This is a genomic window from Paenibacillus sp. 01T443 (assembly GCF_056398325.1).
Map to the genome: position 1 here is coordinate 171,009 of NZ_JBFTPE010000007.1, position 13,049 is coordinate 184,057.

At 46.5% G+C, this 13,049-nt stretch carries 12 protein-coding genes and 1 other annotated feature (1 of these 13 only partly in view); of the genes, 5 read left to right on the forward strand and 7 right to left on the reverse strand.

The window, feature by feature from the left end; genetic code table 11:
* Positions 1-11: 11 nt before the first annotated feature.
* A complete protein-coding gene (locus AC1DLI_RS12995; RefSeq protein ID WP_477603423.1) occupies positions 12-908 on the reverse strand; it encodes a LysR family transcriptional regulator in 897 nt (298 codons plus the stop codon).
* A 119-nt stretch (positions 909-1,027) separates the two neighbouring features.
* Here AC1DLI_RS12995 and AC1DLI_RS13000 point away from each other — a divergent pair, with 119 nt between their 5' ends.
* Positions 1,028-2,110, forward strand: a complete 1,083-nt coding sequence (locus AC1DLI_RS13000) for a branched-chain amino acid aminotransferase (protein ID WP_477603154.1) — start codon at positions 1,028-1,030, stop codon at positions 2,108-2,110.
* A gap of 92 nt (positions 2,111-2,202) precedes the next feature.
* Here the strand turns inward: AC1DLI_RS13000 and AC1DLI_RS13005 are convergent, their stop codons facing one another.
* On the reverse strand, positions 2,203-2,712 hold the full coding sequence (locus AC1DLI_RS13005; RefSeq protein ID WP_477603156.1) for a VOC family protein: 510 nt from the start codon (positions 2,710-2,712) through the stop codon (positions 2,203-2,205).
* Between the two features lie 76 nt (positions 2,713-2,788).
* Between AC1DLI_RS13005 and AC1DLI_RS13010 the strand changes: the two genes are divergently transcribed.
* The 3 genes from AC1DLI_RS13010 to AC1DLI_RS13020 all read left to right on the forward strand — a co-directional run bounded on the left by AC1DLI_RS13010 (position 2,789) and on the right by AC1DLI_RS13020 (position 5,470).
* Positions 2,789-3,769 (forward strand): homoserine kinase, encoded by a 981-nt coding sequence (locus AC1DLI_RS13010; protein WP_477603158.1) that lies wholly within the window; start codon positions 2,789-2,791, stop codon positions 3,767-3,769.
* 151 nt (positions 3,770-3,920) lie between these two features.
* Positions 3,921-4,202: an ArsR/SmtB family transcription factor gene (locus tag AC1DLI_RS13015; RefSeq protein WP_477603160.1), complete on the forward strand. Its 282-nt coding sequence runs from the start codon at positions 3,921-3,923 to the stop codon at positions 4,200-4,202.
* 71 nt (positions 4,203-4,273) lie between these two features.
* Positions 4,274-5,470: an MFS transporter gene (locus AC1DLI_RS13020; RefSeq protein ID WP_477603162.1), complete on the forward strand. Its 1,197-nt coding sequence runs from the start codon at positions 4,274-4,276 to the stop codon at positions 5,468-5,470.
* Between the two features lie 143 nt (positions 5,471-5,613).
* On the opposite strand, the gene AC1DLI_RS13025 is transcribed toward AC1DLI_RS13020, so the two are convergent.
* The 4 genes from AC1DLI_RS13025 to AC1DLI_RS13040 form a co-directional block, all read right to left on the reverse strand.
* Positions 5,614-6,971 (reverse strand): IS3 family transposase gene (locus tag AC1DLI_RS13025; RefSeq protein ID WP_477603164.1). Its coding sequence is split into 2 segments (ribosomal slippage): positions 5,614-6,518 and positions 6,518-6,971, totalling 1,359 coding nucleotides; the frame shifts between segments, so codons are not numbered across the junction.
* 90 nt (positions 6,972-7,061) lie between these two features.
* The gene (tyrS, locus tag AC1DLI_RS13030) at positions 7,062-8,351 is read right to left on the reverse strand and encodes a tyrosine--tRNA ligase (protein WP_477603166.1); all 1,290 of its coding nucleotides are present in this window, start codon (positions 8,349-8,351) and stop codon (positions 7,062-7,064) included.
* A 71-nt stretch (positions 8,352-8,422) separates the two neighbouring features.
* A complete protein-coding gene (locus AC1DLI_RS13035) occupies positions 8,423-9,481 on the reverse strand; it encodes a hypothetical protein (protein WP_477603168.1) in 1,059 nt (352 codons plus the stop codon).
* A gap of 9 nt (positions 9,482-9,490) precedes the next feature.
* The gene (locus tag AC1DLI_RS13040; protein ID WP_477603170.1) at positions 9,491-10,228 is read right to left on the reverse strand and encodes an alpha/beta fold hydrolase; all 738 of its coding nucleotides are present in this window, start codon (positions 10,226-10,228) and stop codon (positions 9,491-9,493) included.
* A gap of 213 nt (positions 10,229-10,441) precedes the next feature.
* Here AC1DLI_RS13040 and AC1DLI_RS13045 point away from each other — a divergent pair, with 213 nt between their 5' ends.
* A complete protein-coding gene (locus AC1DLI_RS13045) occupies positions 10,442-10,972 on the forward strand; it encodes an acyltransferase (protein WP_477603172.1) in 531 nt (176 codons plus the stop codon).
* A gap of 198 nt (positions 10,973-11,170) precedes the next feature.
* Here the strand turns inward: AC1DLI_RS13045 and AC1DLI_RS13050 are convergent, their stop codons facing one another.
* Positions 11,171-12,850 carry a glutamine--tRNA ligase/YqeY domain fusion protein gene (locus tag AC1DLI_RS13050; RefSeq protein WP_477603174.1) on the reverse strand — a complete coding sequence of 560 codons (1,680 nt, stop codon included), beginning with the start codon at positions 12,848-12,850 and terminating at the stop codon, positions 11,171-11,173.
* Between the two features lie 89 nt (positions 12,851-12,939).
* Positions 12,940-13,049: a binding site (T-box leader), on the reverse strand (it continues 144 nt past the right edge of the window).

Sequence of the window (13,049 nt, forward strand, 5' to 3'; positions counted from 1 at the left end):
CTTTCCCCCTTTTACATCACAGTACGAAAGCTTTCAATAAACTGCTGCGCCCTCTTAGGCAGATAGTGGTCCTTTAGCCAAAGGATGCCGACATCGGATTGAAAGTCCGCATCCTCGATATCAAGCATTTTGACGACGGTGCTTGGGAAAGATGACATGACCGATTTCGGAAAAACGGTCGCGCCGATCCCGCCTGCGATAAGCGACATGATAATCGCAACGCTCGAGCATTCGCATATAATATTGGGCTCGAAGCCATGATGTTTGCATTCATTCACGACCTGTTCGTGCATGCGCGTCGTTTTGTCCGTCTTGAGCGTGAGAAACGGAAACTGGGCAAGCTCTTTCATGCACAAAGCTCCTTTGCCTGAATATTTTGACCATGAGCTTGGAATTACGGCTACGAACGGATCAGATGGCAGCGGTAAAACCGAATATTGCTGCGGATGCTTTTGCGCCTCAAACGGCAGCCTCGCGACCACAAGATCAATCGCCCGCTTCTCAAGCTGATCGCCTAAGTAAAAATGATCGCCCTCCGATATTTTGAACGTGACCTGGGGATACTTTTCCCTAAATAGCTCAATGCGCTTCGGAAGCAAGGAAATGCAGGAAACCACCGATCCGATGGATAAGACGCCGTGAATCCCCTCCTCCATTCCCTTTACTTCACGGAGGGATTCGTCGAACTGTAAGAGCAAGGCTTCCGCTTTTTGCTTGAGCAGCTCTCCCGCATCGGTAAGCATAAGTCCTTTCCCGTTTCGCTCAAACAGCTTGACCTCCAGCTCCTCCTCCATCTGTTTAAGCTGACGGCTTAGGGGAGGCTGCTCCATATTTAGCAGCTTGGCAGCGCGCGTAACCTGTCCTTCTTGTGCTATAGTTAAGAAGTATTTCAGCTGACGCATGTCCAAATCGTTCACTCCGTTCACCTATACCCAAAAGGTATGGACATTCAATAAAATAGATATTTTAAATATATCGTATGAAGTGTTAGCATTCAATTATCGATCATTAAAGGGAGATGGGCCAATTGCTTCAATCATTGGAAATCGAGTTAACCAAAAACAAGAAACAACAGCCAGCAGCAGATCAGCTCGGATTCGGTAATCATTTTTCGGATCATATGTTTATTATGGATTATTCGACGGAAAAAGGCTGGCATAAGCCTCGTATCCAACCTTACCAACCGATCGTATTAGACCCCGCAGCAAAGGTTTTCCACTACGGGCAAACGATATTCGAAGGATTGAAAGCGTATAAAGCCGATGATGGCCGCATATTGCTGTTCAGACCTCAAAAAAACATACAGAGAATGAACCGCTCTAACGAACGCCTTAGTGTTCCTGAGCTTGATATCGATACCGTTATTGAAGCCTTGAAGCAGCTAATTGCCGTCGATAAGGATTGGATCCCAACAGCACCCAGCACGTCGCTGTACATCCGTCCCTTCATTATCGCCACTCAGCCGCAGCTTGGTGTAGCGCCATCTACCCATTACCAATTTATCATCATCATGTCGCCGGTAGGCGCTTATTATTCGGAAGGCGTCAACCCGGTTAAAATCTTCGTCGAATCGGAATACGTTCGTTCCGTAAAGGGCGGCGTCGGCGAAGCGAAAACTGCCGGCAATTATGCGGCAGGCCTAAAAGCCCAGGAGCTTGCTAAAGAGAAAGGGTATTCCCAGGTCCTTTGGCTTGATGGAGTACATCGCAAATATATCGAGGAAGTCGGCAGCATGAACGTCTTTTTCAAAATTAACGGCGTCGTTCATACGCCTGCGTTAAATGGCAGTATTTTGGATGGCGTTACCCGAAATTCTATCATTCAGCTGCTTCAGTATTGGAACGTTAACGTCGTAGAACGTCCGATTACAATTGAAGAGCTGTACGAGGCTAGCCGCAATGGCGAGCTCGAGGAGGCTTTTGGCACGGGGACCGCAGCCGTTATTTCACCGATTGGCGAGCTGAACTGGCAGGATGACGTGCTCGTCATTAACCAAGGCCAGACAGGCGAGCTGTCCAAGAAGCTTTATGATACGCTGACCGGCATTCAAATGGGCAAGCTGGAAGACCCGCTTGGCTGGATGGTCGAAGCCACTCCTGTTAACGTATAACTAAATTCTTATATATTCATAAAAGGGAATGCCCAAGCAGTGAGCTGCCTGGGCATTCCCTTTTTTCGCATAGACTTCCTCTACGCTTCGCCTTACTTGCCGTCCGTTCCGCCGAACGCGAAATGATAGCCGTCCGGATCCTCGATCACAAACTCCTTCCACGGTCCTCCGTCTGCATAAATAACCGGCTCCACAGAAATGACCGCTCCTTTGCTTGTAAACTCTTCATACAGAGCATCCAGCTGTGCCCAAGTATTCGTATAAACCTGCACATCAACCGCATATCCTCCGCCAACGGGAGGTTTATTAGGCTTTACATCTGCCGGATCGGCCGCTTGGAACAGCTTAAGCGCTACACCATGCAGTCCGCCTCGCTCTGCCCACCAATCCGTAACGTTAAATCCTAACACCTCGCGGTAAAAGGTTTGAGAGCTTGCTAAATCAGATACCATTAAGACGGTAAGTGAACTGAATTTTTCAGTCATGTTCTTCTGCTCCTTTGTTCGAATAGGGTGGATAATGGTATTCGCCCATTTATTGTAAATCCCTTTTTTCCAAGCGTCCGTCATGCGGCATTTCAGGTAAAAAACGGCTATAGCCAATATTTCCTTCTCTTTCCATTGTCGATTCGGATAGGATAAGGCTATACAAATAAACGTTCAAAAGGATGATGCAGGTATGCTGAACATTACTGCGGTGCATACGGTGTTCCATAAGGATGAGCTTTTTGAAGCTATGGCCGAGCTGTATGATATCGGGACACCGCAAAGGAGTCGATTCATCTCGAACGGCTTAAATGATACGTACGAGGTCAAGACAGATCGCGGAAAATTTATCTTGCGTATCTATAAGCATAAGTGGAGAACGGAATCCGATATCCGGTTCGAGCTTGAGCTGCTCGCTTATTTATCCAGCCGGGATCTGCCCGTCTCGCATCCTATTCCTAGGCGGGACGGTGAGCTGTTGACCGAGTTGAACGCACCGGAAGGCATTCGTTATGCAGCGTTGTTCACGTTCGCCGAGGGTTTGGGTAAAGTCGACGCGGAAACAAGCAAATCCTATGGTCATGCCGTTGCGCATCTTCATCATGCCATGGATCAATATCTACCTAAGCATAGCCGCTTTGAACTGGACACCCATCATCTTATTGATGAACCGCTGGAGCAGCTGCTCCCTTTTCTAAAGCATCGTCCCGGGGACAGCAAGCAAGTCATTGAAATCGCAGAAAGACTGAAAGAGCAGCTCATTACAGCCTCAAGCGGTACTTATGACTGGGGGATATGCCATGGCGATCTGCATGGATGGAATGTCTATCATTCTGATGACGGATCCCTAACCCACTTCGACTTCGACTGCTGCGGCATGGGCTGGCGCTCGTATGACCTGTCTGTCTTTCTATGGGATCGTGTGCATGGCAAGCAAGACAGCAGCAGCTTTGAGGACGAGTGCTGGGATATATTCCTCCATGCTTACATGAAGGAGCGTCCCTTGAGTGAGCAGGATCTTGCTATGATTCCATTATTTGTAGCTGTCAGGCAGCTATGGCTGATTGGTCTGCATACCGGAAGAAGCGATGTTTGGGGAGCTTGGCAGGATGACGGTTATTTTGACGGCAAGTTGAAGTTTTTAACCAATTGGGTTGATGCACATAAGCTATAGCATCGCTTGAGCAAGAGCAGCCTAAGCATCTCTGAGCCTCTTGCTCCTGCAGGCCCTTTTTTTACGATCCCCCTGTTTACATTCCAAAAAAGGTATGCTATCTTATTTCTACGCATATAGAAATAACAACTGTAGAAAAGGTGAAGCCACAATGACTGAAGATCATGCGGACGTACGAGAAGCTGTCAAAGTATATAAAGCGCTAGGCGAACCTACACGGCTCAAAATAGCTCTGCTGCTCACCGAGGAGAAAAATTTGTGCTGCTCTGATATTGGTACAAAGCTTGAATCCGTTGCAGGTTCCACGCTGTCTCATCACTTGAAGCAATTAACAGAAAGCGGATTGCTGGATCTACGCAAGGACGGTACGTATATCTACTACAGTGTGAACCGCAAAATGGCGCAAAAATACGCGCCGTACTTGTTGGAGTAATTTTTTTTGTTTACTATTTCTATATATTTAGAAATATAAAATTATTAGAGTGGAGAGAGGAGCACTATTTTATGTCTAACGCATGGAAGATTTATCTGCTTGCCATAATCAGCTTTCTAGTTGGTACTTCTGAATTTATTATTGCAGGCATATTGGATAAGGTTGCGGCGGACATTGGCGTTTCCGTGTCTGCAGCCGGCCAATTAATTACCGTTTTCTCGCTCGCTTATGCGTTTGGCACTCCTATTCTCATGGCTGTCAGCGCACGCATGGAGCGCCGCCGTCTGCTTCTCTACTCATTAGGCGTATTCGCGGTCGGCAACTTGGTTGCCGTTATCTTGCCCGGATTTGAATTTTTAATCGTATCCAGAGTCATTCTTGCGCTCAGTACCGGGGTATTCGTCGTTACCGCATTAACCGTCGCAGCGAAGCTGGCTCCTCCAGATAAACAAGGCAGCGCAATCGCTACGCTCGTTATGGGCTTTAGCACAGCGTTAATCATTGGGGTTCCTCTTGGAAGATTAGCGGCTTCGGTCTACGATTGGAAGCTAATCTTTGGGGTTATCGGTTTATTGGGACTCTTGGCGATGCTTATCATCGTGACCGCCATTCCTCAAACAGATGGCGAGGCGCCCGTCCCTCTTCGCAATCAGCTCGCATTATTGAAACAACCAAAAATCGCAATCGCATTAACGGTAACGTTCTTATGGATCGGCGGTTACTCGATCGTTTATACGTATATTTCTCCGTTTCTGCTTACGGTCACTAAGCTCAGCGAGCAAGGTGTCAGCATCGGACTATTCGCTTTCGGTATAGCAAGTCTCTTTGGCTCCAAATTCGGAGGCTTCAGCACCGACAAATGGGGTGCTCCGCGTACGTTAGTCAGCGGCATGCTGTTTCATACGATTGCCCTCGTATTACTTTCAGTTGCCGGGCAATCTCCGATTATCGTCTTCCCGCTGCTCATGCTTTGGGCTTTCACGGCATGGTCATCCGGTCCGACTCAGCAGTATCATCTCATGTCGCTTGCCCCGGAGGCATCCGGTATTATGCTTAGCTTGAACAGCTCAATCCTCCAGCTCGGCATGGCAGCCGGCGCAGGCCTTGGCGGCGTTATCGTAGAGCAAACCTCCCTCAATTCCATAAGCTGGATCGGAGCTACCGGAGTTATCCTTGCCGCCGCTACAGCCGCCACGTTTTTTGGAGTCTCGCACACCCGCTCCCGCCGCAAGGCCGTGGAGAACAGCCTCGCCAAGACGAGTGCTTAAGCTGCGCAATAATATAAATACTGCAATCCAAGCGCAAACGGCTGACGCCGGCCTTAGCGGAAATAGCTCGTTTCGCGGTGAAATATAAGCAAAAAAAGCAGGCTCCCAATGTGAAGTGACCCCTTAAAGTTAGACAAATATTTTTATGCAACCTGTTGGGCATGAGCTCGGTACTGTACCGGGCTCATGCCTTTTAATTTTGACTTGATACGTTTGTGATTGTAGTAATCAATGTATCGTTCTAGTTCTTGCTTAAAGTGATCTACACTTTCAAACTCATTAAGATAAAGAAACTCCGACTTCATAATGCCAAAAAAGTTTTCCATTACCGAGTTATCGTAACAATTTCCTTTGCGCGACATGCTTTGGGTAATTCCTTGTTTCTTCAAAGCATGTTGATACTGCTTCATCTGATAGTGCCAGCCTTGATCCGAATGCAGGAGGAGTTCATCCTCGTCAGATAAGCGTTTAAAGGCCTTATTTAGCATCTCGGAGACTAAGGAATAGGTAGGGCGAGTCCCTATTGTGTAGGTGATAATCTCGCCGTTAAAYAAGTCCAGAACAGGTGATACATACAGCTTTTCACCAAACAACTTAAATTCCGTAATATCGGTAACCCACTTCTCATTTGGCCTATCTGCTTGAAAATTACGATCCAGCACGTTAGGCGCAATTTTACCTACTGTTCCTCTGTAGGAACGATATTTCTTCATACGTACCACAGATTTCAAATCTAATTCTTTCATGATACGTTGCACTTTTTTATGATTAACTCGGTGGTCCCGATTAACTAGTTCATCACGAATACGACGATATCCATAACATCCCTGATGTTCCTCATATATGGATTGAATAAGGAGTTTCAGTTCTTCGTCTGGGTCTGGCTTCCCAAACTGTTTCATCCAGTAATAAAAGGTGCTACGTGGGACTTCAGCGAGCTTTAGCAATTCAATCACCGGGAATTTGAGCCTTAATTCATAGACTACTTGCGCTTTGTCTTGTTTGGTGATTTTTCCTTGTTTTGAACTAAGGCATTCAACTTTTTTAAATAGGCGTTTTCCATACGCAAACGTTCTAATTCAGCTTGTAGAGCTTCAACTGAGCCCTCGGCAGGTTCTTGTCTTTTGGTTCTCTTTTTATCCGTCATGGATGGTGGACGCCCCTTTGGCTTTGGTTTTAGGGCGTCGATTCCATCTGCATTAAATTGGCTGCGCCATCTGCGAATAACCCCTGGAGAAGAGATATTGAAGATGACAGCTGCTTCATTTGGAGACGTCCCATTCTCTTTCATAAAGTTGAGTACGTCTAGTTTATATGGGATGCTGTAAGCTGTATAGGATTTTTCGAAAGCTTTCTCGCCGTGGTGTTCGTATTGCTTTATCCACATTCGTAAGACCTCATGATTGATGCCTAGTGCTTTCGCAATGCTTTTCACTCCTTCATTCCCTGACAAATAACGATGAATAGCCTCTATTTTCAAATTCATATTAAACTTAGACAAAAAAACTGCACCTCCAGATTGTTAGATGGTGTCTAACAATTGGGGTGCAGTTCAAATGATGGGAGCCTGCTTTCCATTCTCGGCCAGCTTCTATTCGAAGCGAATCAAGAAGTAGTTTTTCTTCCCGCGGCGCAGCACGACAAATTTGCTGTGCAGCCTTTGCTCCGCGCTCACAATTGCCTCAACATCCGTTTGCTTTGTTCCGTTAATCGAGATCGAGCCGCTCGTAATATCTTGTTTGGCTTGGCGGCGGGACGGAGCTGCTCCGGATTCGATAAGGAGATCCATAAGCGCAATCTCGTTCCTATTCGAGATAACCGTTGTAGGCATGTCCTGCAGGGCTTCGATAAGCTCGGCTTCACTCAGCTGGTTTACATCGCCCGAGAAGAAAGCCTGCGTAATTTTTTCCGCGCTGTCCAACGCTTCTTGCCCATGAACAAGACGGGTGATCTCACGCGCAAGCTCACGCTGCGCCACGCGTTTCTCCGGATGCGCTTGAAGCTCGCCCTCCAAAGCCTCGATTTCCGAACGGGAGAGGAAGGTGAAGTATTTCAAAAATTTAATGGTATCATTATCTTCCGTATTGATCCAGAATTGATAAAATTGATACGCCGACGTTTTCGAGCGATCAAGCCAGATAGCGCCTGATTCGGATTTACCGAATTTTTTTCCGTCGCTTTTCGTAACTAGCGGCATCGTCATGCCGTACGCGTCACCGCCGCCCATTTTGCCGATCAGGTCTAGACCGGCCGTAATGTTGCCCCATTGGTCGCTGCCGCCGATTTGCAGGGAACAGCCATGCTCCTGATGAAGCTTATGGAAGTCGTATGCTTGCAAAATCATATAGCTGAACTCCGTGAAGGAAATGCCGGACGACAGTCTGGAATCCACGGAATCCTTCGCGAGCATATAGTTAACCGTAAAGTTTTTGCCGACATCGCGTAAGAAGGTGATCACATCAAGCGGTTCAATCCAATCATAGTTGCTCACAAGCTTTGCCGGATTTTCCGCAATTTCAAAATCAAGAAAGCGCGACAGCTGGCGCTTCAAGCTTTCTGTCCACTGCGCTACCGTATCTGCCGTATTCAGCGATCTCTCCGATGAGCGGCCGCTCGGATCCCCGATTAAGCCTGTTCCTCCTCCAACGAGGGCAAGCGGTATATGTCCAGCTTGTTGGAACCGGCGCAAGCATAGAATGGGAAGCAAGCTTCCGATATGAAGACTGTCCGCAGTCGGGTCAAAACCGCAGTACAGCACGACACGCTCGTTCGTAAGCTTCTTATGTAATTCCTCGCGGTTGGTAAATTGCTGCACGAGTCCCCGGTATTCCAAATCCGCCAATAAATCATCATGATTGATCAATAATGCTTCGTTTGTCATATAGCTCTCTCCTCTATGGTTTCCTACAGTTTACGTCGAATCGCTCTATTTTAAAAGAGATCTGCCGGCGGCTAAACGGTTTTATTCATGTCTCTGCGTTTACGAATCCTTTTTCGAATAAGCGTGTCGCATAAAAGCAGTGCCGCGCCTACCGCAATATCGGTAAACGTCACAAAGATTGCATTAAATGGATAACCACCCATCCTCGAAATATAATACACCGTAAACCCCAAAATCCCAAGCATGCTCATCGTAAATACCATGCTTTTTTTTAATATAAGCGCAAAACCTGCTGCAATGACGGCTAGCGCAGCGGCTGTTCCCAATATCAGGAGGTTATGATCCTTCTCGATGTTCGTCGGAAAGAGCAGCCTTTTCGGGTAAAGATATGAAAAATACCAGTCTTCGCTCGGCAACTCGTTAAAAGCGGCTTTAAACACTTTCGGGCTGGCCTGCTCCATCGGAAGATTTGAATATAGCTTGCCGCCCTCCGCGTTAAGCCGTATTTCCAGCTCTACCTGGGGCTCCCCCTCCCAAAACTCGGCGGGTGTAAGATAATAGAGGTGAGAATAAATGGTGTTGATTACGCGTTTTTCATACATCCCGCCGTCCTCTTCGTACCGCACGGCCACATTTTTCTTCTCGCCCGGTCCGAAGCTCAGCGGGATTCGCGTCCCGATGGCTTGGTCTGCCCCGTAACTTGCGATGCGAAGCTCTTTGCCGCTTAATGGTTCCGTCACTGTGCTCTTTACCGGAGCATGCCAATTCACAGGCCTGCCTTCGGGAGCAATACTTGTTTCGATCTGCTTGTCCCCATCCAATACGGTTAATACCTCTTTTGAAGGGGTTAAAAACAAAACAGTAACTTCCTTATCCGTATCGGAGTTATTGTAAAGCTGATACTGAACGTTTATTTCCGCATGGCTTTGCTTGCGGCCAGTGCTATTATTGATGCTAAAAACAACCTTCTCGCGAACTAAGCTGATATCGGAATCTTCATCCAGCTGCAGCAGGCCATGGCCGGTTGCCGGCTCAAACAAAGGACCTCCGTTAGCATTAGCTGCTGCCGGCATGAGCATAAGGATCAGAACCGCTGCTGCAATGACTCGCCGAATCCTTGAACGTAACATTCAAACCTCCTATTTTGCTTGTTTTATTTGTTCCACCGCAGCCTTGATCGTATCAATGACGACTCTCGGCTCCGACAATTGAGGAAAATGTCCGCTTTTTTCAGCGATAATATGTTTGCTGCCTCTTGATAATGAAAGCAAGTCCAATTGATTCTCCAATCGTTTCTTACGAACTTCCTCTGGCATCATACGATTTTCTTTCCCGCCTGTCACCACATATAAGGGGATATTCGGAAAACGGTCTATTTGATGAATTTGGTCCACGGTTTTTTTTACAAAATTAACTTCATTAAATTGTTTATGGGGCGACAAGGAATCAAACATGGATAACATCTTGTTCATTGTTTTTACAATCTTGCCTTGATATTGATCAAGGTTTATATCTTTCGGATGGCTTGATTCCAAAAAGACAATGCCTGCTGCTTCGTTTGGATAAAGCCTCGCATATAAATTTGCATATAATCCCCCTAATGAATGTCCAACTAGCAAGAATGGAGGCTCAAACCCTGCTATGTTTAAAGCTTCCCGCAAAGTTTCTACAATCGTTATTCCATCTTGAGCTTCTTTCGGATGTTCACTGCCCGTAACACCAAAACGGTTATACGAAAATACAGATGACGATTCCGAAATTTCCGGCAGTATTTTCATCCAGCCTTCGATCGGTCCCGAACCGCCGTTAATCAATACTATATTCGGTTTGCCGTTTCCGCTAATGTTATATTGCAGCATCCCTTTTGAAGTTACCATTTTAACTTTCTCTATTGGCAATGTACTGCACCTCACTTTTTTGATTACATCCACATTATTGATACGCCCTTAATAATCCTAGGTTACATTTACCATTTTTAATAAAATTTCTATATTAAATATTATTCATTTTGAATAACTTTAATCGATAAACTCCTTAATTTTCTGATATAATATGCGAAAAGCGTACTATTAGGAATCGGAGGCTATTATATGGCGTTTAGCACTGTACTGTACAAACTGAAAGGACTCTACAAATTCGGGAAGCCAGCTCCAAGGCTGCGCGGAAAAGTGTTCGTAAATAAAATAGGAGCCATCCAGGTTGGAAAGAATCTTTCCATCGTAGGACATCCATGGGCTGTCCAAATTACAAGCACCAAGGGGGCGAACCTGACATTCGGAGACAACGTATACGTTAATGCAGGTGTGGGGATTGCGGCTAATAAAGAAATCCTCATTGGAGATAACGTCAAGATTGGTCCAAGAACGAGTATTTTCGACAGTAATTACCATCATATTGATTCTAGCGATAAAGGTGAACTCAGCAGAAGCATAACCATCGGGAATAACGTATGGATTGGAGCGGATTGCACTATTCTACCGGGCGTCACAATCGGTGATAATTCCGTTATCGCGGCCAAGAGTACCGTGAATAAAAATGTTCCTAACAATGTATTGGCTGGCGGAAGCCCTGCAAAAGTAATCCGCGAATTGGAAATTGAAGACGGCTGGGTCAGGAAATAACTACAAAAGGAAGCCTTCCGTAACCGGCAAGCTTCCTTGACTTTGGGCCATTCCATTCCAAACCGGGAATGGGCTTAGATCTGTAAGCAAATAAAAAGAACGGCCCTGCCAGATCGTTTATCGACGCGGGTCCGTTCTTTTTAAGTTAGCTTGTTTGCTGATCAGGCGCGAGCCTGGAGCAATCGAGTATGCAAACCGTTAATTTTTTCGCCATGTATCCTTCAGCGGCACAATGCGGTTAAACACTAACTTCTTCTCCGTTGTGTGCTTTTTATCTACGCAAAAATAACCATGGCGCAAGAATTGGCATTTATCCTCGGGCTTTTGATTTTTCATATTCGGTTCAATCATACAATTCTTTAACGCGATGAATGATGCAGGATTAATGGTGCTTTCCCAGGCAAAGCCTTCATCCGTTGGCGAGACATGATCAAGCAGCAAACGATCGTACAAGTGAACATCCGCCAGTATCGCGTGATCCGCTGACACCCAATGAAGGGTCCCCTTGACCTTACGGCCGGTAAATCCCGTTCCGCTTTTGGTTTGCGGGTCGTATGTGCAGCGCAGCTCAACGATGTTCCCCGTTTCCTTATCCTTAATGACTTCCTCGCATTTGATGAAATAAGCGCCGATCAGCCGAACCTCAGCATCCGGCGATAATCGGTGGAACCCTTTGGAGGGCTGCTCCATAAAATCATCCCGTTCGATGTAAAGCGTTCGCGTAAAAGGAACTTCCCGTTTGCCGAGCGCTTCATTCTCGCTGTTGTTATCCATCGTCAGCAGCTCCGTTTTGCCTTCCGGATAATTGGTAATGACCACCTTTAGCGGATGCAGTACCGCCATGGCACCCTTGACCTTCGCTTTCAGATCCTGTCTCGCCGCATGCTCCAGCATGGCAATATCAACCGAATTCTGAGCTCTAATCATCCCGATTTCGCTAATAAAGCTCCGAATGCTCTCCGGCGTAAATCCTCTTCTTCTAAGTCCGCGGATCGTCGGCAGTCTCGGATCGTCCCAGCCATCTACGAACCCTTCCTCTACCAGCTGCCTTAAATAACGTTTACTCGTTACCACGCCTGTTATATTCAGCCTTCCAAACTCTCTTTGCTTAGGTGGCTCCGTAAACTCGAGCTCCTGCAGCACCCACTCGTACAAAGGTCGATGGTCCTTAAACTCAATGGAACATAATGAATACGTAATGCCCTCGATGGCGTCCTGAATCGGGTGGGCAAAATCATACATCGGATAAATACACCATTTATTTCCTGTGCGATAATGCTCCGAATGGATAATGCGGTAGATGACAGGATCCCTTAGGTTCATATTCGGAGCGCTCATATTAATTTTCGCCCTAAGCACCCTTGTGCCGGTTCCATATTCACCGTTCTTCATATTTTCAAACCACCGCAGATTTTCTTCAATGGATCGGCTTCGAAATGGACTGTCCTTGCCAGGCTCAGTAAGCGTCCCCCTGTACTCAGTCACTTCAGCTGGCGATAGGTCGCAGACATAAGCTTTTCCTTTCTTAATTAACGTAACAGCGGCGTTATAAATGGCATCCGAATAGTCCGAGCCATAATAAATATGGCGCCCTGGGCTGTAGCCTAGCCACTCGATATCGTCAATAATCGCGTTCACGTATTCAATATCCTCTTTTAAAGGATTCGTATCGTCAAAACGCAAATGGAAGCTCCCTTTATACTTTTGCGCGACGGTATAGTTCGTGTGAATCGCATAGGCGCTGCCGATGTGAAGGTATCCGTTCGGCTCAGGCGGAAAACGCGTGCACATTTCCCGAGTAAAGACGCCTGCTTGAATATCCTCGTTAATGATTTTGTCTAAAAAATGTTCAACGATTGGTTCTCTATCATTACTCATAGTCAAACCTCCATAGTTAGGCTAATATTCGTCCTTTAAGCTGATCACCTGCGAAAATAAAAAAAAATCCCACCCCCAAGACTTCGCGTCTTGGGGACGAAATTTTTCGCGGTACCACCCCAGATTCATTAATATGTCGCCATATTAACCTCTTCAAGTACGGCACCTATGGATGCTTATACTCTAGCTCTATAACAGG

Coding starts and splice junctions, on each gene's coding strand:
- AC1DLI_RS13040 (WP_477603170.1), bottom strand. CDS start 10,228: ATGGTAACTTCAAAAGGGATGCTGCAATATAACATTAGCGGAAACGGC.
- AC1DLI_RS13015 (WP_477603160.1), top strand. CDS start 3,921: ATGACTGAAGATCATGCGGACGTACGAGAAGCTGTCAAAGTATATAAA.
- AC1DLI_RS13010 (WP_477603158.1), top strand. CDS start 2,789: ATGCTGAACATTACTGCGGTGCATACGGTGTTCCATAAGGATGAGCTT.
- AC1DLI_RS13020 (WP_477603162.1), top strand. CDS start 4,274: ATGTCTAACGCATGGAAGATTTATCTGCTTGCCATAATCAGCTTTCTA.
- AC1DLI_RS13050 (WP_477603174.1), bottom strand. CDS start 12,850: ATGAGTAATGATAGAGAACCAATCGTTGAACATTTTTTAGACAAAATC.
- tyrS (WP_477603166.1), bottom strand. CDS start 8,351: ATGACAAACGAAGCATTATTGATCAATCATGATGATTTATTGGCGGAT.
- AC1DLI_RS13045 (WP_477603172.1), top strand. CDS start 10,442: ATGGCGTTTAGCACTGTACTGTACAAACTGAAAGGACTCTACAAATTC.
- AC1DLI_RS13035 (WP_477603168.1), bottom strand. CDS start 9,481: ATGTTACGTTCAAGGATTCGGCGAGTCATTGCAGCAGCGGTTCTGATC.